Origin of the sequence: Carboxylicivirga linearis, from assembly GCF_018271995.1 — a bacterium.
Lineage (GTDB): Bacteria > Bacteroidota > Bacteroidia > Bacteroidales > Marinilabiliaceae > Carboxylicivirga > Carboxylicivirga linearis.
Genome location: NZ_JAGUCO010000021.1, coordinates 42,672 through 66,571, shown reverse-complemented (window position 1 = coordinate 66,571; position 23,900 = coordinate 42,672). Strand labels below are relative to the sequence as shown.

Below are 23,900 nucleotides of genomic sequence, written 5' to 3'. Positions count from 1 at the left end.
TATGAATGTTGTTCTGATAACTATAATCTCACTTGGTGCATTAGGTTCTTTATCGGCCATCATACTTTTTTTTGTGGCCCAAAAGTTCAAAGTGTTTGAAGATCCGAGGATCGATCAGGTTGAGGAGGTTTTACCTGCTGCCAATTGTGGTGGATGTGGATTTCCGGGATGTAGAGCCTTTGCCGAAGCATTGGTCAAAGCTGATGACATCTCTGATTTAAATTGTCCGGTTGGCGGTGCAGACACAATGAGTGCAGCAGCCGGAATATTAGGCAAAGAAGTAACCGCTGCAGCACCTATGGTTGCAGTATTACGATGCAACGGCACTTGCGACAACCGTCCAAAAACGTCAAACTACGATGGAGCATCATCCTGTACAATAGCATCAACATTATATGGTGGTGAAACAGGTTGTTCGTTTGGCTGCTTTGGCTTGGGCGAGTGTGTGGATGCTTGTGATTTCGATGCCATGTACATGGACGAAAAAACGGGTTTACCGGTAATTATCGAAGACAATTGTGTGTCGTGCGGAGCATGTGTTACAGCCTGTCCTAAAGACATTATTGAGCTTCGAAAGAAAGGTCCTAAAAGCCGTCGTATCTATGTTTCTTGTGTAAACAAAGACAAAGGGGCTCCGGCTAAAAAAGCCTGTTCAGCAGCTTGTATAGGATGTGGTAAATGTGTTAAAACATGTCCGTTTGATGCCATTACGCTGGAAAACAATCTGGCTTACATCGATTACGAAAAATGTAAGTTATGCCGCAAGTGTGTGGATGTTTGTCCAACAAATGCCATTACAGAATTGAACTTTCCGCCTAAAAAGCCGAAGGTTGAAAAAGCTGAAACAGCAGAATAGAGATCATTAAAAGTCATTGAAAACAAAATAAAGAGAACCAATGTTAAAGACATTCTCACTTGGAGGGGTTCATCCGGAAGAAAACAAATTCTCGGCCGGTAAAAAGATTGAAGTCTTGCCCGTCCCCGAGCAAGTATCGGTTCCTATTGCTCAACATATTGGAGCTCCCTCCGAACCCGTTGTTAAAAAAGGCGACGAAGTTATGGTAGGTCAGTTAATAGCCAAATCAACCGGATTTGTATCAGCCAATATCCACTCTCCTGTATCAGGTAAAGTATTTAAAATTGATGATGTATTAGATGCCAGTGGATATAAACGTAAAGCCATCATCATTAAAGTGGAAGGCGATGAGTGGGATGAATCCATCAATCGCTCAGATGATTTAATTACAGACATCACTTTAAGTCCTGAGGAAATCATCAAACGAGTGGGAGAAGCTGGTATTGTTGGTTTAGGTGGAGCAACCTTTCCGGCTCATGTAAAACTATCAGTACCTCCGGGTAAAAAATGCGACATTTTAATTTTAAATGCCGTTGAGTGCGAACCCTACCTTACTGCCGACCATCAGTTAATGATGGAAAAAGGAGAAGAGATAATGGTGGGGACTCAAATTCTGATGAAAGCTTTAAATGTTGATAAAGCAGTTATTGGAATTGAAAACAACAAACCTGATGCAATTGCTCACATGAGCCAATTAGCAACTAAATATAGTGGAATCACCATTGAGCCATTAAAAGTTCAATATCCGCAAGGAGGTGAAAAACAATTAATCGACGCTTGCACCAAACGTCAGGTTCCATCAGGCAAATTACCTATTGAAGTAGGTGCCGTGGTTCAGAACGTAGGTACCACTTATGCAGTTTACGAAGCTGTTCAGAAAAACAAACCGTTATTTGAACGAGTAGTTACGGTAACAGGTAAATCGGTTAGTAAGCCATCTAATTTCATGGCTCGTGTTGGTACTCCTGTTTCTCAATTAGTAGATGCAGCTGGTGGCCTTCCGGAAGATACAGGTAAGGTAATTGGTGGCGGACCTATGATGGGAAAAGCACTTTCCAATATTGAAGTTCCAATTACAAAAGGTAGTTCAGGTATTTTAATTATGCCTGAAAAAATCGCCACGCGTAAACCTGTTGAAAACTGTATCCGTTGCGGAAAATGCGTTTCGGTTTGTCCAATGGGATTATCTCCATATCTGCTGATGACTGTATCTGACAAATCTGTTTGGGACAGAGCTGAGGAGGAAAAGATAATGGACTGCATTGAGTGTGGATCATGTAGCTTCACCTGCCCTGCCAACCGTCCTTTATTGGATTACATCCGATTGGGTAAAGGCAAAGTAGGCCAAATCATGCGAAGCAGAACAAAATAAAGTAGAACGAAATAATAACATTATATTATGAACACGTTAACCGTATCACCTTCACCGCATGTACACAGTGGCGACTCTGTGAAGAAAAACATGTATGGGGTGATTATTGCCTTGCTACCGGCGCTGGCAGCCTCGCTCTACTATTTTGGGCTAGGCGCTTTAATTGTGTCGCTGGCAGCTGTGATATCATGTGTACTTTTTGAGTGGGCCATTCAAAAGTTTCTTTTAAAAACTAATCCAGCCATTATGGATGGATCGGCTGCCTTAACAGGTTTGCTTCTGGCCTTTAACTTACCAACTAATATTCCCATTTGGATCATCATTATTGGTAGTTTAGTAGCTATTGGTATTGGTAAAATGTCGTTTGGAGGATTAGGAAACAACATTTTCAACCCTGCTTTGGTAGGTCGTGTGTTTTTGTTGATTTCATTCCCTGTTCAGATGACATCATGGCCTGAACATGGCAAAAACCTTACCAGTTATTTAGACGCAACTACAGGAGCAACACCTCTTTCTATTATGAAAGAAGGATTAGCCAATGGAGAATCGGTTAGTTCTTTAATGGATAAAATACCATCTGTATCAGAATTATTCTTTGGATATACGGGTGGATCTGCAGGTGAAGTTGCAGCTGCAGCTTTGTTGGTTGGCCTTATCTTTATGTTGCTTCGTAAGATCATCACCTGGCATATTCCTGTTGCAGTAATTGGTACCATTGTAATTTTCACCGGACTATTACATTTATCAAATCCAGAGGTTTATGCCGGACCATTATTCCACGTTCTAACAGGTGGTGTAATGTTGGGAGCTATTTTTATGGCAACCGATTATGTCAGTTCACCCATGTCAAACAAAGGAATGATTGTTTATGGTATTGGAATTGGATTGATAACAGTAATTATCCGCGTATTCGGAGCTTATCCCGAAGGAGTATCATTTGCTATTCTAATCATGAATGGCTTTGTACCGTTAATTGATAAATACATTAAGCCAAAGCGTTTTGGTGAAGTAATAAAAGCAGGTAAAAAATAAATCATGGCAAAAACAGAATCAACTCTAAAGAACATGGTTCTTACCCTGCTGGTCATTACAGGTGTAGCAGGGGCTTCGTTAGGTTCGATGTATGAACTAACGAAAGAGCCTATTGCAGCTGCCAAGTTAGCTAAGCAGCAGGCAGCCATTAAAGAAGTAGTTCCTGAGTTCAATAATAATCCTGGAGAGGAAGTTTATGAAGCTCAATCAAAAGAAGGATTCACTTTAAAATTCTTTCCGGCTAAAAAAGATAACCAACTAGTTGGAACAGCTATCGAAACAATGACCAATACAGGTTTTGGTGGTGATGTAAAAATTATGGTTGGATTAAAACCAGATGGTTCAATTATCAATTATCAGGTACTGGAACACAAAGAAACTCCCGGATTAGGAACTAAGATGGATGTGTGGTTTAAAACTGATAAGGATAACCAGAGTATTGTGGGTAAAAATCCGGCTAAAAACAATTTAACTGTCAGCAAAGATGGCGGCGAAGTAGATGCAATTACAGCTGCAACCATCAGTTCACGTGCATTTTTAGATGCAGTGCGAGTAGCTTACGAAACATATAACCAAAACAACCCTGCGGTTGAGAAAGGAGGAAAAGATGAATCAGTGGAGTAATTTCTCAAAAGGCTTCTTTAAAGAAAATGCCGTATTCACTTTACTGTTGGGTATGTGTCCAACATTAGGGGTAACCTCATCGGCCTCAAACGGATTAGGAATGGGATTGGCTACCACCTTTGTATTGGTGATGTCGAACCTGGTTATTGCCTTAATCAAAAATCTGATACCTGATAAAGTTCGAATACCTGCTTTTATTGTGGTGATTGCAACATTTGTTACCATTGTTGAAATGACTATGCAAGCATACGTTCCTGCCTTATTCGATTCATTGGGATTATTTATTCCTTTAATCGTGGTAAACTGCCTGGTATTAGGTAGAGCTGAAGCTTTTGCATCAAAAAACAACCTTGTTTCATCCATTATTGATGGACTGGGTATGGGACTGGGTTTTGCCATGGCGTTAACCATTTTAGGTTCTGTTCGTGAATTATTAGGTAGCGGAAAACTTTTTGGAATAGTTATATATCCCGAAGACTATGGAATGCTGGTATTTGTGCTGGCTCCAGGAGCATTTATTGCGTTGGGTTACCTGATCGCCTTTATTAATCGTGTTAAAAAAACAGCTTAGGAGGATAGATTATGGAATTTGTATTGATAATGATTTCGGCCATCTTTGTTAACAACATTGTATTGAGCCAATTCCTTGGAATTTGTCCATTCCTGGGTGTTTCTAAAAAAATATCGACCGGAGTAGGTATGACCGGAGCTGTAACCTTTGTAATGGTAATTGCCACCGTAGTTACCTACCTGTTACAGAAATTCGTTCTGGATCCGTTTGGCGTAGGATATCTTCAAACTATCTCTTTTATTCTTGTAATTGCAGCATTAGTGCAATTGGTGGAGATCATCTTGAAAAAAGTTAGTCCTCCGTTATACCAAGCATTAGGAGTATTTCTTCCACTAATTACTACCAACTGTGCTATTTTAGGTGTTGCTATTATGACCATCCAAAAAGACTATGACTTGGTTCATGCAGTAGTATTTTCTGCTTCAACAGCCATTGGTTTTGGTTTAGCATTAATCACTTTTGCAGGGATTCGTGAGCAATTAGATCTAATGGACGTTCCCAAAGGAATGAAAGGAACACCTATTGCTCTTGTAGTAGCAGGATTACTTGCTCTTGCTTTTATGGGATTTGCAGGTATAGTATAAGACAAAGAACAAACTAAACACATGAAAGAGAAGTCGTTTCGGCTTCTCTTTTTTTAGCTTAAAACCCTAGGTAAGATAAAACTAAATTCGGTTCCTTCATCCACCTTTGATTCAACCTGTATATGCCCTCCTAGAAGTTCTACATATGCTTTGGTGATAGCCAAGCCTAATCCGGTCCCCCCTTTTTTTACGTCGGCATCTTTGGCCTGCCAAAAACGGTCAAAAATAAAATCTACGCTATCAGAGTCTATTCCTACTCCTGAATCGCGAACAAAAATTCTCACCTTGCTATGTTCATTCTTCTCATATCCGAATTCAACATGCCCAATTGAAGTAAATTTAATTGCATTTGATATAAGATTTGTCATCACTTGTCGAAGTTTTACCTCATCGGTAAATAACTCCAACTCTTCCGATTCATCACCAACAAACTGAAGCTTTATATTTTTAACTTCAGCACTAGGTATAAACAATGCTTCCAGATTAGCAAAAACAGCATTTACATCAAAAAAGCCTGAATGAACTTCTATCTGCCCCGATTCGATTTTAGAAATATCAATAATATCATTAATAATATTAAGCAATTGCCGTGAGCTTTGATGAATAAGTCTCACATATTCTTTCCTATCGTCTGGTGTTAGACCTTCGTATTGCAATAATTCAGAAAACCCGACAATTCCATTCATAGGTGTTCTTATCTCATGCGAAAGGTTGGCTAAGAACGCTGACTTTAATCGATCGCTTTCTTCAGCCTTTTGCTTGGCCATGCGAAGCTTCTTTTCTAAGGTTACGTGATTTTGTATTGACCTGGCCAGCTTCAGGTTATTGTATCCTAATATTGATAATTCCTGACTAAGTACATTCAGTAGTTTTAAGGTCCGATTAAATTGATCTGTTCCAACCTCATTTAAATTAATAAACTCTTTCTTAACTTCTTCAATCGGCAATCCTATCTGAGTGGTGTAACTCAATACCGTATCTAAAGGTAAATCTTTAGGCTTAACCTGACCTATAGCCCAATTCCCAAGATGATGGCCATCAATAATAATAGGAGCGGCAGCATCAATAAAACCGCATGATTTACAGGATTTAGAAATAGGTTTTAATTGATCTGCAGCCATTTTACCAAGTTCTCGACCGCTTTGCAAACACATTTTATTACCCATTTTTGTACCTCTTACCATTTTACAGATCTTATTGGTAAACGACATCTGGGTAATAGGCTTGCCTTGTATATCTGTAATCAAGGAAGAGATGCCTGTAGCAAATGAAAAGGCATCCTGAAGCTTCTGCAACTGATCGATATCAAAAAGTTCAAGCAGCGAAAGTCCTTTTTCCTTTAAGTTTTTATTTAAAACATCCTTTTTTACATCCTTAAGTTCGTCATTCAGAATATTATTAACCACTTGATTATGCTCAGAAACATCTCTAAAAATAGCAATGGTATGTGCCTTTCCTTTATCTGAAAACCGATTCAAGCTTATCTCAACATCTAAATCACTTCCATCCTGCTTCCGCAATATCCACTCAAAAAACTGAGGAGCTCCTTCCATAGCCTTTCGATGATAAACGTTAATATAAGTCGGTGATTTTTCATTGGGTTGAACGGTAGCCGAGAGCTCAACTAAACTCTTATTTAATAAATAATCTCTTGTACAATTTAAATCATTCAACAGTTTAGGATTAGCATCAATACATATAGCATTTTCAAAAATAGCAATGGAATCATTGGCTGCCATAAACCAGGTTTTATACATGGCTTCCTGTTCCTCAATCCTCTTCTCTTTGCGCTGCCGTAATAACATGTTGGCAAAAGCCCGGGCCAAAAGTTTTAGGTTTGAAATTTCAGCTGGCGTCCAAACTTTTGAAATTCTTACATGATCTAAGCCAACAAAGCCAATCACTTCTTCACCTTCGATAAAAGGAATCAGTAAGATTGATTGAATTCCCTCTTTTGCAAACTCTTCCCTTTCATTTTCTGCACTTTCAGGCAAATCATTCACATCATTCAAACATACAATTTCTTTATTTAAAAGATGTTTCGACAGGTATGAGAATTTACTTGTTGGAATATTTTGAAGTTCATCGATATAAGGTTCTACCCCGGGTGCACACCACTCATTAATATTAGAATGTTGCTTTAAATCCTCAGAATATTGAAACACATAACTACGATCGCAATTGAAAAAATTACCCACCATAGCCAATGAGTTATCTATCAGCAAAGGAATCTCATCAGCCTTCACCATGGTATTGTAAGAAAGAAGATGATCAAGCATATCCCTAAACCCAACAATACTATCCAATCTCATCAAGCTTTCTTTCTCCAGTGTTTTATCACGAAAAGAAACAACTACATACTCATGGTTATCTTCAAAATATAAATTAATAAATGCCGAAAGCCATCGAATAGTACCTAAACGCACAGGCCAATCATATAATAATGGGCTATCTTTTTTTAGTGTTTTAAAAAGATTGACAGCTGCTTTTTCATTAAACTGATCTGCTCTACTACAAAAATGACGGATACGCATTATACTTAATGGTATATCATTTAATTGAAACATGTCCGTTGCTCTATTATTTAGATAGACAACTTCATGGGTCATCCGATTAAAAACAACGGTTGCCTCAAACGACGACATAGCCATATTTTCACAATGTAATCTTTTATTCATTTTAATGTAGAGTATAGCAAGTAAAAACGGTCTATAATAATAGCATACAACTTACTAACAATATCTTATTAGCGCAATTAAATAACTCTCCCTTTTGACTAATCAATTTTTTCTTCCTTGGGGCAAACATTTTTAATTGATAAGCGTACTATCTTTAAAGTGAATTTAACGGCACAGATTTTGGTATCTCAAATATGATAATATATTTTTGAAACCCTCGTTAAATAATGGAAAGGGATGGATTATGAGAGTGAACTTTTTTACTAAATTATTATCAGTATCAACCGCAGCAATTGCAATAATGTTGGCATTTCAGCTATTTACATTTTCTTCTGAACCGGAACCTATACGGACAGAAGAATCTAATCTAAGCGATTATGCCATATATTCGCTCGATATTCCATCAAAGATGACATTTGCCGAAGAACTAATACCCATTGAACGTTATGATGTAATGGAAAGCTTTGACCGGGAACTACTGGTAAATACTTACTGGCAATCGCAAACCGTTTTATTCATTAAACGAGCTAATCGCTACTTTCCTGTTATTGAACCCATTTTGAAAGAAAACGGTGTACCCGAAGATTTTAAATATTTGGCGCTTATTGAAAGTAGTTTAATGCCTCGCGCCCAATCTCCTGCAGGTGCAGTTGGATTTTGGCAATTTTTAAAAGCCACCGGTAAAGAATATGGTTTGGAAATAAATGGAGAAGTTGATGAGCGCTATCATATTGAAAAAGCAACAGAAGCGGCATGCAGATACTTAAAAAAGATGTATGATCATTATGGTAGTTGGACATTGTCCGCAGCTGCATATAACGCTGGTCGCACAGGTATCAATCGACAACTATCTCGTCAGAAAGTTGATAATTATTTTGATTTGTTACTTAACGAGGAAACAGGTCGCTATGTATATCGTATTTTAGCTATTAAAGAAATTCTTTCTCAACCCGATTTTTATGGTTTTCATGTAAAAAAGGATGATTTATACCAACCACTTCATACCATTAACATCGAAATCAATGATAAAATATCAAGTTTCCCTGATTTTGCCATTGAACACAACATCACTTACAAAGAGTTGAAAGATTTAAATCCATGGTTAAGGGATACCTACTTGAGTAACTCATCAAAGAAAACCTATTCAATTAAACTACCTACTAGCGCTACTATTAAAAAAGAAGCACTACCACAAGATTCGACAAAAGTAAATAGTTAACTCAAAATAAAATTTATACATATAGCAACTTGCAAAAATGCGGTTGCTTTTTTTGTGTCTATTATTAAAGGAATTAATCATTACTTGAAGTTATTACTATTTTTATAGTCATAAAATTACCAAAATAGTTGTATGACTATTTTTATAGTTATATATTTGTCGTAAACATTTGGGAAATGATTGAATTAACGAAAGCAGAAGAACAGGTAATGCAATATTTGTGGAATATTGAAAAAGGCTTCTTAAAAGATATTGTAGAGCAATACCCTGAACCTAAACCAGCTTATACAACTGTTTCAACAGTGGTGAGAGTTTTGGTAAAGAAGAAAGCTATTGGATACAATACTTATGGAAAAGTAAATGAATATTTTCCTCTGGTAAAAAAAGAAGACTACTCTAAAAAGTATGTAAACACATTGGTTAACAACTTTTTTAATAATTCACAAAAGCAATTTGCCTCTTTCTTTGCAAAAGAAAGCGACCTCTCAATCTCGGAACTTGAAGAACTAAAAGAACTAATTGACAAACAGATAGAGCACAAGAAAAAATGATATATATTGGATATTATTTACTAAAAACAAGTATTGTTTCCGGTATTTTCTTTTTGATATATCAGGCATTACTACGGAAAGAGTCTTTCTTTCAAATGAACCGCTTTTATTTGTTAGTAAGCCTGCTTTTTTCTTATCTATTCCCATTTGTCAAGCTGAATATCTACACCGAAACTAATTCACAATTACCAATAATTAGCAACATCCAGAGCTCAATCAACCAGTTTTCTTTTTCGGAAGAAATACTTTTGAATGAAGTTCATTCAACACAACCTGTCAACCTTGTTAATTACGTTGGATCAGTATTATTAATAGGTGTTTCGGCTGTTCTACTATTCCGATTTTTCAAACATTTATTTCAAATAATAAAAACCATTATAGTAAATGATAAAATAAAGCAAATTAAATACACTTTAGTGCTATTAAAACAGCACAACACCTTTTCTTTCTTTCGTTATATTTTCATTTCCCAAAACCATTTGGAGTCAACCAATGGGGATGTAATACTCAATCATGAACGCAGTCATATCAAAAACAAACATACTTTTGATCGACTATTCATTGAATTGATGACCATTCTTTTTTGGATGAATCCGTTTATTTATTTGTATCGAAAGGCACTTGAAGAGGTTCATGAATTTCAGGCCGATAATGATGCTATTAGCACTAACGAATCCATCAGTAATTATTTTAGATTGGTTCTGCAGCATTCGGCTGGAGAGGCATACACGCCTCTGATGAGTCCTTTCAGTTATAAACTCATCAAAAAACGAATTACTATGTCAAATCATAAATCAAAATCAATTAAAAAATTCCTTTTTATATTTCCAGTTGCATTAGCTCTATCTGTGGTACTGATATCCAATACCAATTCATTATCGCAGGATAAGATAGCAACCGATATTCCAGAATCACTGACATGGCCAACATCTCAGGAAGAAGCCAGTATGTTATTTACTAAAATTAAAGGAGATGATGCTAACTCTATTCTATCTGATAATGTATTTCCCATTTTAATTAACTCCAAAGGACAATTATTATTGAAAGGAGATAAAGCAGATATGAATGAAGTCAGACCTGCTGTAATGAGTTTCTTATATAATTCAGGATTGACAGCTCAGAATCTAAACAACAATCATTTTTCAAATAACAGTTTTGTATACTTACAAAGGGATATCAGCACACCCGATGAAGATGCCAATGCATTACTAAATGAGGTTAACAATGCCTATTCTGATCTACGAAATGAAATTGCTACGAGCGCTTTTAATAAATCGTTAAACAATTGCAATTCAAGAGAACGAGAAGCAATTATGAATTTCACTCCAAACAGAATTTACATTGCTCAACCGAAGAATATGCTTAGTTCAAAAAAGGATACTAAACAAACAAGCTTTATTTCCCCAATTAAAAATGGTGATTCATACACAATAACATCCGATTATGGCATGCGTATTCATCCTATTTCAAAGGTAAAAAAGTTGCACAAAGGAACCGATTTTAAAGCTGAATTGAACACACCAGTTATTGCAATAGCTGATGGAACAGTTCGAGAGATACAGAATAATTTCCAACAAGGAAAAGGATATGGTAAATACATTATTATAGATCATTCAAATGGATATTCATCGCTTTATGCTCAACTAAATGATTACAAAATAAAAGAAGGCGATAGAGTAAAACAAGGTGATGTCATTGGTCTTGTTGGTTCAAGTGGTATGTCAACCGGTCCACACCTACATCTGGAAGTTAAGAAAGACGGTGAAAATATTGATCCGATGAAAGTCATCAAATAAAAGAGTTCACTGAAAAAATTGACGCATGGATGACTATATTGTTTTCCGTGCGTTATTTTTTTGAGAACAAGTAAGCCACAAATCCGTTTATCTTTCGCCTAAAAGATTGTTATCTTTGGGCTTCCTAAAAACGGACTTATGGCAGAAAAAAAGGCAACAGATAAAAACACTTTTGTAGAGGATGCGGGACAGATAGACGTTTATGGTGCAAGGGTTCATAATCTTCAGAATATAGACCTGACTATTCCGCGAGATAAGCTGGTTGTTGTAACCGGATTAAGTGGAAGTGGAAAGTCATCGCTTGCTTTTGATACCATTTATGCCGAAGGACAACGTCGTTACATTGAGACTTTTTCTGCCTATGCACGACAGTTTTTGGGTAACATGGAGCGCCCTGATGTAGACAAAATAACAGGCTTAAGTCCGGTTATTTCCATAGAACAAAAAACCACCGGAAAAAATCCACGTTCGACAGTTGGTACAACTACCGAGATATACGATTTCCTTCGTTTATTATATGCTCGCGCCGGACAAGCTTACTCGTATAAAACGAGTGAGTTAATGGTGAAATATACCGATGAGCAGATTCTAAAACTCATTATTGAACAATTTAATGGGAAAAAGGCATATATAGCTGCACCGTTAGTAAAAGGACGCAAAGGTCATTACAAAGAATTATTCGATCAGATACGTAAAAAAGGATTTTTGCATGTAAGAATTGATGGGGAGATCCATGAAGTTGTTCAGGGAATGAAAGTCGATCGTTATAAAAATCACTTTATCGAAATGGTGGTTGATCGGGTTAAAATCTCCGGTGATGACACCAGACGCCTGAAAGAAAGTATTCAATTAGCCATGCAACATGGTAAAGGAATTATGATGCTGGTGGATGCCGACACAGATGAGCAACGATATTACAGTCGTCAGCTGATGTGTCCTACCAGTGGAATATCCTATAACGAGCCGGCACCACACTCCTTCTCTTTCAACTCGCCTCAAGGAGCTTGCCCTAAGTGTAAAGGCCTGGGAACCCTTGATGAAGTTGATTTTGATAAGATTGTGCCCGATGCAAAATCAACCATTAAAAAAGGGGGTATTGCACCGCTAGGAAAATATAAAAACAACCTCATCTTCTGGCAGATTGAAGCCATTGGTGAGAAGCATGGATTTACAATCAACACTCCCATCAAAGACATTCCAGAGGAAGCAATTGATATAATATTACATGGATCTAGCGAGCCAGTTACTATAAAGAACGACTCACTAGGTGGCGCTTCCAATTATTATCTCAGTTTTGAAGGAGTAATCAAATACATTCTCGATCAGCAGGATAATGATACATCAATGAAAGCCCGAAAATGGGCTCGTCAGTTTATTAAACATACGAACTGTGATGAATGCCATGGCCAACGCTTAAACCGCGAAGCCCTTCATTTTAAAATAGGTGATAAAAATATTGCTGAACTGGCAGATATGGATCTGGGTCTTCTGCACGAATGGTTCAATGGTGTTGAAGACCGAATGACCGATAAACAAAAGAAAATAGCCCATGAGATACTCAAAGAAATTAGGAGTCGCTTAGGTTTTCTGATTGATGTGGGCTTGGATTATTTATCGCTAAATCGTGGTGCCATGACCCTTTCGGGTGGTGAAAGTCAGCGCATCCGTTTGGCCACTCAAATTGGATCGCAATTGGTGAATGTTCTTTATATTTTAGATGAACCAAGTATTGGATTGCACCAAAGAGATAACCATCGTTTAATAAATTCGCTAAGTCAACTTCGCGACACAGGTAATTCTGTTTTAGTTGTTGAGCACGATAAAGACATGATGATGGCCGCCGATTATGTCATCGACATGGGGCCTCATGCCGGGCGTCATGGAGGAGAAGTGGTTGCGGCCGGAACTGCAATGGAGATCATGCAAAAAGATTCTTTGACTGCCGACTATTTAACCGGACGTAAAAAGATTGAAATCCCACAAAAACGACGTGAAGGCAATGGAAAGGTAATTAGCATTAAAGGAGCTACCGGCCATAACCTTAAAAAGGTAAATGTTGATTTCCCACTAGGTAAACTTATTTGCGTAACCGGCGTCTCGGGTAGTGGAAAGTCCTCGTTGGTGAACGAGACCCTCTATCCTATTCTCAACCAACATTTTTATAATGCCGTAAAAGATCCTCTACCTTACAAATCAATTGAAGGATTGGACCATTTAGATAAAGTAGTAGACGTAGATCAGGCTCCATTAGGAAGAACACCTCGATCAAATCCGGCTACTTATACTAAAATGTTCGATGAGATAAGAAAACTGTTTGCTGAATTACCCGAGTCTAAAATACGAGCCTACAAACCGGGCCGTTTCTCGTTTAATGTTGCCGGCGGACGATGTGAAACATGTAAAGGCGGAGGTGTGCAGGTAATTGAGATGAATTTCTTACCTGATGTGATGGTTGAATGCCCCGATTGTGGCGGAAGACGATACAATCGGGAGACACTGGAAGTTCGATACAAAGGAAAATCAATTGGTGATGTACTTGATATGACCATCAATCAGGCTGTAGACTTCTTCGCCCACATTCCTAAACTGATCAAAATTATAAAGACCCTTCAAGATGTTGGATTGGGTTATATCACTCTGGGTCAACCATCAACCACATTATCTGGTGGGGAAAGTCAACGGGTAAAACTGGCCACCGAATTAGCCAAACGCGATACCGGAAAAACTATATATATATTGGACGAGCCAACTACAGGTTTGCATTTCGAAGACATCAGAGTTCTGCTGGATGTGCTGCACCGACTGGTTGATAAAGGAAATACTGTTTTGGTAATTGAGCACAATCTGGATGTAATAAAAGTGGCCGACCATATTATCGACATAGGTCCGGATGGAGGACGTTTTGGTGGTGAACTGGTTTGCTCCGGCACTCCGGAGCAAGTTGCTAAGAACAAGAAAAGCTATACCGCCAAGTTTTTGAAGGAAGAACTAAAAGCATAATCTAAACTTTTTTAGGAGACAGGTATTCATTTTTTGGATACCTGTTTTTTGTTGTATTGATTCGACTGAAACGGATGTTATCCCAATTTATTCCGTATTTTTAATTCCATAAAACCTTAACATTATGAAACGCACCGTACGAATTAAATGCCTTAATAATAATCTTCAAAAGGAATATCCTTTGGGAACAACTCTTCAGCAAGTAGCCGAAGATATGAATATCAAATTACAGAATCCTATTTTAGGGGCATATGTAAACAATACTCTAACCGAATTATCTTACGAACTATATCATCCCAAAAACATAAAGTTTATAGATATAACCGATCCGGATGGAATGAGAATGTACATCCGCAGTCTTTCGTTTGTGCTATCTGTTGCGGTAAAAAAGCTATATCCTCATGCAACTTTACGAATTGAGCATTCGGTATCTAAAGGAACCTATTGTTCTTTAGAGAATATTGAGGAATTACAGATGACGGAAGTTCTGGAGATAGGAGATAAAATGAGAGAGCTGATCAATGCAGACATCCCTTTTATTCAAAAAGAAGAAGAGTCGGATGAAGTGATTAAACTATTTGAAGATGAAAATCAGTTTGATAAAACAGCCCTGATCAAGCATCGTGGTCAGGTTTATTCTACCTATTATACTTTAGATGATTATGCCGGAATGTATTATGGATACTTGGTTCCGTCAACAGGGTATCTGAAAGTTTTTGATTTGATAAAGTATTACAATGGAATGTTACTTCAGATTCCCAAGCGAAACCAACCCAACGAACTTGAAGAGATTGTAATTCAAAATAAAATGTTTGATATCTTTCAGGAGTTTGCTGAATGGAACAGAGTGCTGAAAGTAAGCAATCTGGCTGATATCAATTCAGCCTGTAATAATGGAAAGGCAGAGACCTTAGTTAAAGTTTCAGAAGCCCTGCATGAAAAAAAGATTGGTCATATTGCTGATATGATTGACGCCAGAAACCATAATGTCAAGTTGGTATTAATCAGCGGTCCTTCATCAAGTGGAAAAACCACTTTTGGAAAACGACTGGCTATTCAATTAATGGTAGCAGGTATGAAGCCTCTCAACCTATCTCTGGATAATTACTTTGTGAACCGCGAACAAACACCACTCGACGAAAATGGTGATTACGACTTTGAGGCATTAAATGCTTTAGATGTAGAATTATTTAACCAACAATTAGTTGATCTATTAGCAGGCAAGGAAGTTGAAATTCCCAAATTCTCATTTGAAAAAGGAGAGCGCTATTACGACGGAGAGAAACTACAAATGGATAGCGATAACATTCTTATTGTGGAAGGAATTCACGGATTAAATCCTGAATTAACACACCTCATCCCCAATGAATCGAAATTTAAAATTTATGTTTCAGCCTTAACATCCATCAACATCGACAATCAAAATCTGATACACACGACCGACAATCGATTGATCAGAAGGATTGTGCGCGATTACAAATACCGTAAATACTCGGCGCAGGATACCATATCTCGCTGGCCTAGTGTACGACGTGGTGAAGACTTGCATATATTCCCTTATCAGGAAGAAGCTGATGTAATGTTTAACACGGCGCTACTTTACGAATTATCAGTATTAAAACCTTTGGCTGAATCTATTCTTTTAGAAGTGCAGCCCAACCAAAAGGAATATTCCGAGGCTCAAAGACTATTGCGATTCTTTAGTTATTTCAGGCCTCTTCTTAATTCCGATATTCCGCCAACATCAATATTGCGAGAATTTGTTGGAGGAAGTAGTTTTAGTTATTAATTCGCTCTATAATTAAAAAACTTATAAATGGTTTGAGTTGTTAGGTTGCAATTAATACTATTTCAGCCCAACAACTTTTATCATTTTATTACCTTTGGCGCATTCATATTTAAAAAGTTCAGATGAGTAAAAACCTGGTTATAATACCTACCTATAACGAAAAGGAAAATATTGAGAATATCATTCGGGTAGTTTTTAATTTACCGCGCGATTTTGAAATACTTATCATTGAAGATAGTTCACCTGATGGAACAGCTGATATTATCAGAAGGCTTCAGAAAGAATTTCAGGAGAAGCTTCATATGGTTGAACGCAAAGGTAAATTAGGTTTAGGCACCGCCTACATTGCAGGTTTCAAATGGGCTATAGAGCATAAATATGATTTTATTTTTGAAATGGACGCCGACTTCTCTCATCCGCCAAAAGATTTGATTAGCTTACATGATGCCTGTTTGAATCAGAATGCTGATCTGGCTATTGGATCGCGATATATTTCAGGAGTAAATGTTGTGAACTGGCCAATGGGGCGCGTTTTAATGTCATACTTTGCTTCGGTATACGTGCGTTTTATTACCCGCATGAAAATTATGGATACCACTGCCGGTTTTAAATGCTACAGAAGAAAAGTATTGGAAACCATTAAACTAGATAAAATACGATTGAAAGGTTATGCTTTTCAAATTGAGATGAAATTTACTACATGGAAATACGGTTTTAAAATAGTGGAAGTCCCCATCATATTTACCGATCGTACTGAAGGAACTTCAAAAATGAGTGGTGGCATCTTCAACGAAGCTGTTTGGGGTGTTATTAAAATGAAAATTGCCAGCTTCTTTAAAAGCTACGAAGTTTGACTTTGAATCGCACTCTTGGTAAATTTATCTATTAATCCATAAAACAAGCTTATGTCTACCATACTTATAAAAAATGCCACTATTATTAATGAAGGCATTCAAAAAAAAGGAAGTGTTTTAGTTGAAAACGATGTGATCAAAACCGTTTTTTTCGATGATTCATCCCCTGAGGCTGATCAAACCATTGATGCCGAAGGATTACTTTTACTTCCCGGTGCTATTGATGACCAGGTTCATTTTCGTGAACCCGGCCTTACTCAAAAAGCCGATATCAGAACAGAATCCAAAGCGGCTGTTGCCGGTGGCATTACCTCATTTATGGAAATGCCCAACACCAAACCTCAGGCTACCACGCACGAGATACTGGAAGAAAAATATAAAATAGCAGCCAACAGTTCTGCAGCCAACTACTCATTTTATATAGGCGCCACCAACGACAATGTAGAGGAACTTTTAAAGACGAATCCAAAAACGGTTTGTGGAATTAAAATATTTATGGGTTCATCAACCGGTAATATGTTGGTTGATAACGAATCAATTCTTGATAAAATATTTGCTGAGAGTAAAGTATTGATTGCTACTCATTGCGAAGATGAAGATACTATCAAGGAAAATACTACCATTTATAAAAACAAGTTTGGCGATGATATGCCATTCAAATATCATCCGGTGATACGATCGGCTGAGGCATGCTACAAATCATCGTTAAAGGCTTCTACCCTGGCACGAAAACACAATGCACGCCTTCATATTCTTCATTTGAGCTCTGCCGGTGAGTTAGAATTACTCGATCAGGGAATGCCTTTAAAAGACAAAAGAGTTACCGGAGAGGTTTGTGTTCATCACCTTTGGTTTACCGATAATGATTACGACAAATACGGATCGCGAATTAAGTGGAATCCGGCTGTTAAATCAGAAAATGATCGTAACGGATTACGCAAAGGATTAACTGATGGGGTACTTGATGTGGTTGCTACCGACCATGCTCCTCACACCAAAGAAGAAAAAGACAATAAATATTTTCAGGCTCCATCAGGTGGCCCACTTGTACAACATGCTTTAATTGCCATGTTGGAGATGGTGAAACAAGGGCATTTCACCTACGAAATGGTGGTTGAAAAGATGAGTCATAACCCGGCCATCTTATTCCAGATTGAAAAACGCGGTTATATTAAAGAAGGATACAAAGCCGATTTAGTATTGGTTGATCCCAACAACGCCTGGGAAGTTAAATCCGATAACATTCTTTATAAATGTGGATGGTCGCCATTTGAAGGAACCACCTTCTCACATAAAGTAACCCACACTTTTGTAAATGGTCAATTAGCCTATGTCAATGGCAAAGTAAATGAAGAAGTAAGAGGTGAACGCTTATCATTCGACAGATAATATTAAAACATATGAACAAATTACCACAACTAAAGCATATCGTATTTATGGCGATATGCTTTGCTTTTATAATACAAGCCTGCAATCAAGAAACCACCTCCACAGGTTCATCTGCCAATTCAACCATCAGCGGTGAACTTCTGGCCGATACCATTATTTACACGGTTGAAATTAAAAACTACGATCCTAACGATCATTGGACAAACGAATGTTTAAGCAAATTGGATCGTTCAAAAATGGTAGATAAGTTTTTTGAATCGGTATACAACCATAATGCACAAGCTTATAACTATATGACTGAAGCACCTATGAGTGTTTCTGAAGTAAAAGCTATTGAAGAGCAAGAAGGTTTCTCAAGAGACCAGGTTGGAAAGCTGCAGTTCTGGGAATCGTGGTACTACGACGAAAATAAGCAGATAATGACCAAAAAAGTATTAGCTATTCTGGTATCGTACGAAGCCACCACACAAGATGGCGATTTTCTGGGACACAAAGCAGCTTTCTATATTAAAATGAAGTAGAATTCATCGATTAACTACTTTACACTCTACTCACCTGTATTTATTAAGTATTAAATTCTGAATTGTAGATTTTTATAATATGAGAGGTAGATCAACTTAATTACATAGCCTAACCTCTTCGCTTCATATATTCTACCTTCTATTCCAAACTTTGCTTTCTAACCGGGATTGTAGGATAAAATTGAAGTATCTCTACTTTATCTCCATTAAAATAAAGATGTAAAATATTTGATTGCTTATCAAAGGCATCAAAAAGAAGTGTATTTTTTATGGTAAGGGTTTCAAACTGATCAATCGCTGCCAGATTTCCAGTAAAAGTGACCTGACATACATTATCCTCAATCAAAGCAATAGTTTTTAATGTAAATACAACTACTACCTCATCGATACTGACAGACACCTGACTTACCACATAGTTGTCAATGGTGGATTTCATTTCATCCGACGGATCGTTATAATTAAATGGAAGCTGAGGAAACTCTTTTTGCAGTGTGGACTCAAAATCGTCGGCAAAAAAGTTCAATGTCAATTCACAGCTCTTGCTATCAGAATCAACAACCAGCTTGCCCGTAGTAATTTTTATTGGATGCGCCTTTATAGCAAAGCTTGAAATTAAACACAAAGTAAACAGCAGAATGTACTTATATGGATTACGCATCATAACTAGACCAGAGCATTTATAATCATTGTCAATGCAATTCCACCACCAGCACCTGATACTACCAAATTCCAATCTCGATGTTGAATTGCGAATATTCGTGTTAGTAACCAATTAATCACCAAAAATATACTCACTATAAATACCTGACCCAGTTCTATACCTAAATTGAAAGAAAATAATGGAAACACAATTGATTCGTCAGAAATACCCATCATCATCGAACGAAAAAAATTAGAAAATCCCATCCCATGAATCAATCCAAATGCCAAGGCTAAAAAATAATTGAGATGCACTTTTCTTTTTTGTGCAGTTTTATTGCCAATATTGTAAATACTGGTGAGCAAAATAGTAATAGGTATTAAAGTTTCTACCAACTGTTGATTAACCGGTATAATGTTTAAGCCTGCCAACGCCAGAGTAACCGTATGACCAATGGTAAAAGCAGTTATTAGTATTAAAATCTGTCGCCATTGGCTTAACTGATAAACAGCACAAAGCGTCACAATAAAAACCAAATGATCGACACCCTGCAAATCGGTTATATGATCGACACCTTGTCTTAAATAAAAAAGAAATTGATCCATTCTAATATCGGGTAATTTTAATAAGTTGCACCAAATTAACATTTTTAGAAATATCTAAACTGGATAATTGTCCATAAACCTTGATAATATGAAGTCGTATCTACTTTTGGTTTTATTTATTATAAGTGGAATCAATGCATTTGCTCATCGCGAAGAGACGTATTATATAATTGGAACCTTGCACAATAAAGAGATAGTTATTCAATTAGAAGAGTACGGCGACGTATGTATGGCGCGGTATATTACCGAGGATAATATGTATGATAAAAGTATGGAAGGCACCATACTCCGGAATGGACATTTTGTTTTAACCGCATCTTATTTTAATAGTGAAACAAATCAGAAAGTAGTCACTGATTCTGTTTCATTGCAAGAAGTTAAAACCGATCAATGGGAAGGTAGCTGGAAAGATAAGAATGGAAATATATCTGATTTTAAACTTAAACGTCTTGAGGTGGAAGACCTCAACCACCCATGTATTAGTGCCATTAAAAAATACCGAATTACTCCTTATCTGGCATACAAAACACGACATATCCAATTCGATACGCTAAAGACTGAAAAAATTAGTAAACATGTTTATGTGCAATATCTTACCGAACCCAATAGCGATATTACCTTGTTCAGAGTTAAAGCTCATAAAAAAGGCATATTAGAAGTTGATTCTATTAATACCTGGCTGGAATCACAACATTTGAATGCTATCAATATGAAATACAGCTGTGTTATTCAGGGCAAAAAAGGTAATTATTCGATTGGTTTTGATATTTTCTTTCTGGATAATGAATTAATCAGCTACCAAACCATTACCAGTGCCTCTTGTTATGGAGTTCCTGAAGCCGATAAAAAAGAGTTATTTAACTTACAAATGAGGAATGCTGAACCGATTTTCTTCGAAGACTTATATTGGTTTGGCGAAAATCCACAAACCAATTTAACACAAGGTGAATACAAATGGTTTCAGTATAGATATAAAGTATTTGGTCCAAAAGTATTGGATCTTTTAAACCAAATTCACCCAAGAGAAATGAATACCAAAAGAGAAGATGGATTTAGCTATAACAATGTCAAAATATGGCAATTTCCTGAGTGGCACTTAACTCCCAAGGGTGTTTATTTGGGTTATAAATCACCAGGTACCGCACGAAAAAATGACTCTACTCCATGGTCAATCATTCCATACAAAAAACTAAAATCCTACCAAACCAAAAAATTCAATTTAGGAATGTAACAGCTTTCCATCATTCTATTATCATTTAAAATTCCACTCGCTTTGCTTTACTACATAACGGGCCGTTTTTCTACTAACCTGAGAGTCCACCACTTCCTTGCCATCAATTACTTCAGATATGGCCTTATCTGTATAATGTCTGATGGTTACCAGCTCCATATCAACATTATATAATACACCGTAATGCTCGCTTAATTCATCCATTACAGCATCAATATTTTTATGATGATCGACACAAACCGAAAAATTCAATGCTGAACTTTGCATCAAATTAATCTTCAAACGATGCTTACTAATAACCTGAAAAATCTCACTTAGATTTTCTTCTAAAATAAATGAGAAATCTTTTGGTGAAATACTTAAAAGCGTCTGCTTTTCCTTTAAAACATATATTGGAGGCAACTGAACATTCTGTTCCGTATCCTTTATGGCAGTTCCTTTATTTTCAGGCTCAATAAAAGACTTAACCAACAGAGGTATTTGCTTATTCTGCAATGGTTTTATAGTCTTCGGATGAATCACCTGGGCTCCGTAATAAGTTAGCTCAATTGCTTCCCAATACGAAAGTTCATCAATCATTCTGGCCTTTGGATACCAACGAGGATCAGCATTTAATACTCCCGGTACATCTTTCCAGATAGATAAACTTTCGGCATCTAAAGCATAGGCTATAATAGCACCTGTATAATCCGACCCCTCGCGCCCAAGAGTTGTTGTAAGATTGGTATCAGTTGACCCAATGAAGCCCTGAGTAATATATCTCTGTGTACCTTCAAAAGAGAAAGCTTCTTTCATCAATTCAGAGCTTAATTCCCAGTTTACTCCGGCACTTCTGAACAAATCATCAGTGCGCAATATTTTTCTTACATCTATCCACTCATTCTGCCACCCCAACTTATTCAAATAAGAACTTACAATAAATGTACTTATCAGCTCTCCGAAAGGTACAATCTGGTCGTATTCAAAATCGTAATTAAGCGATGGTTCTGTATCCAGCTTAAGCTGCAATGCTTCCAACCATTCATCTATTACACCTTGTTCTTCAGGCTCAAATAAATCAGTAATAATACTAAGATGATATTCCTTTATTTTTTGATAATGTTGCTCAATGCCATTCCCATTAAAATAGGCATAAACCAACTCTTCAAAAGCATTGGTCATTTTACCCATAGCCGAAATAACTACTACTAATGAATCATTATAACTATTTACTATTTTAGCCAGATTCTTTACTCCTGCTGCATCTTTTACTGAAGCACCACCAAATTTAAATACTTTCATTGCTTAACTAATTGTTAAGTAAAAATAATTCAAAGCTCCAGAATTTCTATATATAACTACAAAATTATTTCGCCTATCAATCTATAAGTGACTTTAATCAATTTCAAAAACCCATACTTCCAGAGACTTGTTATATCAATAAATAGATATTAGTTACAATCTAAAACCAAGTACTATGACAAAATTTGAAGTAACAACGTTAAGCGAGTACATTCTTAACAAGCAAATGACAATCCCTCAATCGCGGGGAGGCTTCTCTCACCTGCTTCATCATGTTAGCACTGCGGCTCGCATGGTAAACCGCGAGGTAAACAAAGCAGGTTTAGTTGATATACTGGGAGAAGCCGGCAACACCAACGTTCAGGGCGAAGATCAGAAAAAACTGGATGTATTTGCCAATGATCATTTTATTGATGCCATTCGTGGATGCGGCGAAGTATGTGCCATTGCTTCTGAAGAAAATGAAAGCTTCATCTTTTTTGATGATGAAAAAGGCAGAAATGGTAAGTATGTTTTTTTGATGGACCCTCTGGATGGATCATCCAACATAGATGTTAACGTATCCATTGGAACTATCTTCTCAATTTACAGAAGAGTTACCCCAGTTGGAGAAAAAGCTTCGATGGAAGATTTTCTGCAACCCGGAACAGCTCAATTGGCCGCAGGTTATATTTTATACGGTAGTTCCACCATGCTGGTATACACAACCGGCAATGGGGTGAATGGCTTTACACTTGACCCAAGTATTGGAGAGTTCTGTCTCTCACACCGACACATACAAACACCTGAAGACGGTCGTATCTATTCTATTAATGAAGGGAATTATAAGAAGTTTCCCAAAGGCGTTAAAAAATACATAAAATATTGTCAGGAAAGAGACGATGCCACTCAACGCCCATACACATCACGATACATTGGTTCTTTAGTAGCAGATTTTCATCGTAACCTTTTAAAGGGTGGAATTTTCATCTATCCCGAAACAGAGACAGCTCCATTGGGAAAACTCAGGTTGCTATATGAATGTAATCCTATTGCATTTTTAGCCGAGCAAGCAGGAGGAAGAGCTAGTAATGGTGAAAAGAGAATTATGGAAATTCAACCAACATCATTACACCAACGTGTCCCGTTTTATACAGGCTCTAAAAATATGGTTGCTATGATTGAGGATTACCTTACAGACTTTGCTCATAAAAACTCAAAGCGTTTTAAAGCTGCTCAGGAATCGGTCAGTCACAATTAATAAGTAATGCTAAATCAATGCAAAGGCTTTTCATAACCGGAAAGCCTTTTGTTATTTTCAATACTAA

Annotated in this window: 20 protein-coding genes; 16 read left to right on the top strand and 4 right to left on the bottom strand. The window is 37.1% G+C overall.

The window, feature by feature from the left end; all coding sequences use genetic code 11:
• Window position 1: 1 nt before the first annotated feature.
• From KEM10_RS18850 to rsxA, 6 genes are read left to right on the top strand one after another with little or no spacing between them, the layout of a single operon-like run.
• On the top strand, window positions 2-856 hold the full coding sequence (locus KEM10_RS18850; RefSeq protein ID WP_212218015.1) for a Fe-S cluster domain-containing protein: 855 nt from the start codon (window positions 2-4) through the stop codon (window positions 854-856).
• Window positions 857-896: 40 nt separating this feature from the next.
• Entirely contained in the window at window positions 897-2,228 is a 1,332-nt protein-coding gene (gene rsxC / locus KEM10_RS18845; protein ID WP_212218012.1) for an electron transport complex subunit RsxC, read from the top strand.
• 27 nt (window positions 2,229-2,255) lie between these two features.
• Window positions 2,256-3,260, top strand: coding sequence for an RnfABCDGE type electron transport complex subunit D (locus KEM10_RS18840; RefSeq protein WP_244826024.1), 1,005 nt, complete (start codon window positions 2,256-2,258; stop codon window positions 3,258-3,260).
• Window positions 3,261-3,263: 3 nt separating this feature from the next.
• On the top strand, window positions 3,264-3,884 hold the full coding sequence (locus KEM10_RS18835; RefSeq protein WP_212218010.1) for an RnfABCDGE type electron transport complex subunit G: 621 nt from the start codon (window positions 3,264-3,266) through the stop codon (window positions 3,882-3,884).
• Entirely contained in the window at window positions 3,850-4,455 is a 606-nt protein-coding gene (rsxE, locus tag KEM10_RS18830) for an electron transport complex subunit RsxE (protein WP_244826022.1), read from the top strand. Before KEM10_RS18835 ends, rsxE begins: the two co-directional genes overlap by 35 nt.
• Before the next feature lie 11 nt (window positions 4,456-4,466).
• Window positions 4,467-5,039 (top strand): electron transport complex subunit RsxA, encoded by a 573-nt coding sequence (rsxA, locus tag KEM10_RS18825; protein WP_212218007.1) that lies wholly within the window; start codon window positions 4,467-4,469, stop codon window positions 5,037-5,039.
• 53 nt (window positions 5,040-5,092) lie between these two features.
• Here the strand turns inward: rsxA and KEM10_RS18820 are convergent, their stop codons facing one another.
• Window positions 5,093-7,717, bottom strand: a complete 2,625-nt coding sequence (locus tag KEM10_RS18820) for a PocR ligand-binding domain-containing protein (protein ID WP_212218005.1) — start codon at window positions 7,715-7,717, stop codon at window positions 5,093-5,095.
• A 244-nt stretch (window positions 7,718-7,961) separates the two neighbouring features.
• Between KEM10_RS18820 and KEM10_RS18815 the strand changes: the two genes are divergently transcribed.
• From KEM10_RS18815 to KEM10_RS18780, 8 genes are all read left to right on the top strand, one after another.
• Entirely contained in the window at window positions 7,962-8,936 is a 975-nt protein-coding gene (locus tag KEM10_RS18815; RefSeq protein ID WP_212218002.1) for a lytic transglycosylase domain-containing protein, read from the top strand.
• Window positions 8,937-9,112: 176 nt separating this feature from the next.
• Window positions 9,113-9,487, top strand: coding sequence for a BlaI/MecI/CopY family transcriptional regulator (locus tag KEM10_RS18810; protein ID WP_212218000.1), 375 nt, complete (start codon window positions 9,113-9,115; stop codon window positions 9,485-9,487).
• Window positions 9,484-11,283, top strand: coding sequence for a M23/M56 family metallopeptidase (locus KEM10_RS18805; protein WP_212217996.1), 1,800 nt, complete (start codon window positions 9,484-9,486; stop codon window positions 11,281-11,283). Before KEM10_RS18810 ends, KEM10_RS18805 begins: the two co-directional genes overlap by 4 nt.
• A 138-nt stretch (window positions 11,284-11,421) precedes the next feature.
• On the top strand, window positions 11,422-14,283 hold the full coding sequence (gene uvrA / locus KEM10_RS18800) for an excinuclease ABC subunit UvrA (RefSeq protein ID WP_212217993.1): 2,862 nt from the start codon (window positions 11,422-11,424) through the stop codon (window positions 14,281-14,283).
• 124 nt (window positions 14,284-14,407) lie between these two features.
• Window positions 14,408-16,072 (top strand): nucleoside kinase, encoded by a 1,665-nt coding sequence (locus tag KEM10_RS18795; protein ID WP_212217990.1) that lies wholly within the window; start codon window positions 14,408-14,410, stop codon window positions 16,070-16,072.
• A 122-nt stretch (window positions 16,073-16,194) separates the two neighbouring features.
• Window positions 16,195-16,926 (top strand): polyprenol monophosphomannose synthase, encoded by a 732-nt coding sequence (locus tag KEM10_RS18790; protein ID WP_212217987.1) that lies wholly within the window; start codon window positions 16,195-16,197, stop codon window positions 16,924-16,926.
• A 51-nt stretch (window positions 16,927-16,977) separates the two neighbouring features.
• Window positions 16,978-18,315, top strand: a complete 1,338-nt coding sequence (locus KEM10_RS18785) for a dihydroorotase (protein WP_212217984.1) — start codon at window positions 16,978-16,980, stop codon at window positions 18,313-18,315.
• An 11-nt stretch (window positions 18,316-18,326) separates the two neighbouring features.
• Complete coding sequence (locus tag KEM10_RS18780; protein ID WP_212217981.1) at window positions 18,327-18,836, top strand: hypothetical protein; 510 nt, start codon at window positions 18,327-18,329, stop codon at window positions 18,834-18,836.
• Window positions 18,837-18,975: 139 nt separating this feature from the next.
• On the opposite strand, the gene KEM10_RS18775 is transcribed toward KEM10_RS18780, so the two are convergent.
• A complete protein-coding gene (locus KEM10_RS18775; RefSeq protein WP_212217978.1) occupies window positions 18,976-19,497 on the bottom strand; it encodes a DUF6702 family protein in 522 nt (173 codons plus the stop codon).
• A 2-nt stretch (window positions 19,498-19,499) separates the two neighbouring features.
• Window positions 19,500-20,081: a HupE/UreJ family protein gene (locus KEM10_RS18770; protein WP_212217975.1), complete on the bottom strand. Its 582-nt coding sequence runs from the start codon at window positions 20,079-20,081 to the stop codon at window positions 19,500-19,502.
• Window positions 20,082-20,169: 88 nt separating this feature from the next.
• Between KEM10_RS18770 and KEM10_RS18765 the strand changes: the two genes are divergently transcribed.
• Window positions 20,170-21,312 carry a hypothetical protein gene (locus KEM10_RS18765; protein ID WP_212217972.1) on the top strand — a complete coding sequence of 381 codons (1,143 nt, stop codon included), beginning with the start codon at window positions 20,170-20,172 and terminating at the stop codon, window positions 21,310-21,312.
• Window positions 21,313-21,333: 21 nt separating this feature from the next.
• On the opposite strand, the gene KEM10_RS18760 is transcribed toward KEM10_RS18765, so the two are convergent.
• Window positions 21,334-22,593, bottom strand: coding sequence for an aspartate kinase (locus KEM10_RS18760; protein ID WP_212217969.1), 1,260 nt, complete (start codon window positions 22,591-22,593; stop codon window positions 21,334-21,336).
• Between the two features lie 175 nt (window positions 22,594-22,768).
• Between KEM10_RS18760 and fbp the strand changes: the two genes are divergently transcribed.
• On the top strand, window positions 22,769-23,833 hold the full coding sequence (gene fbp / locus KEM10_RS18755; protein ID WP_212217966.1) for a class 1 fructose-bisphosphatase: 1,065 nt from the start codon (window positions 22,769-22,771) through the stop codon (window positions 23,831-23,833).
• Window positions 23,834-23,900: the final 67 nt, after the last annotated feature.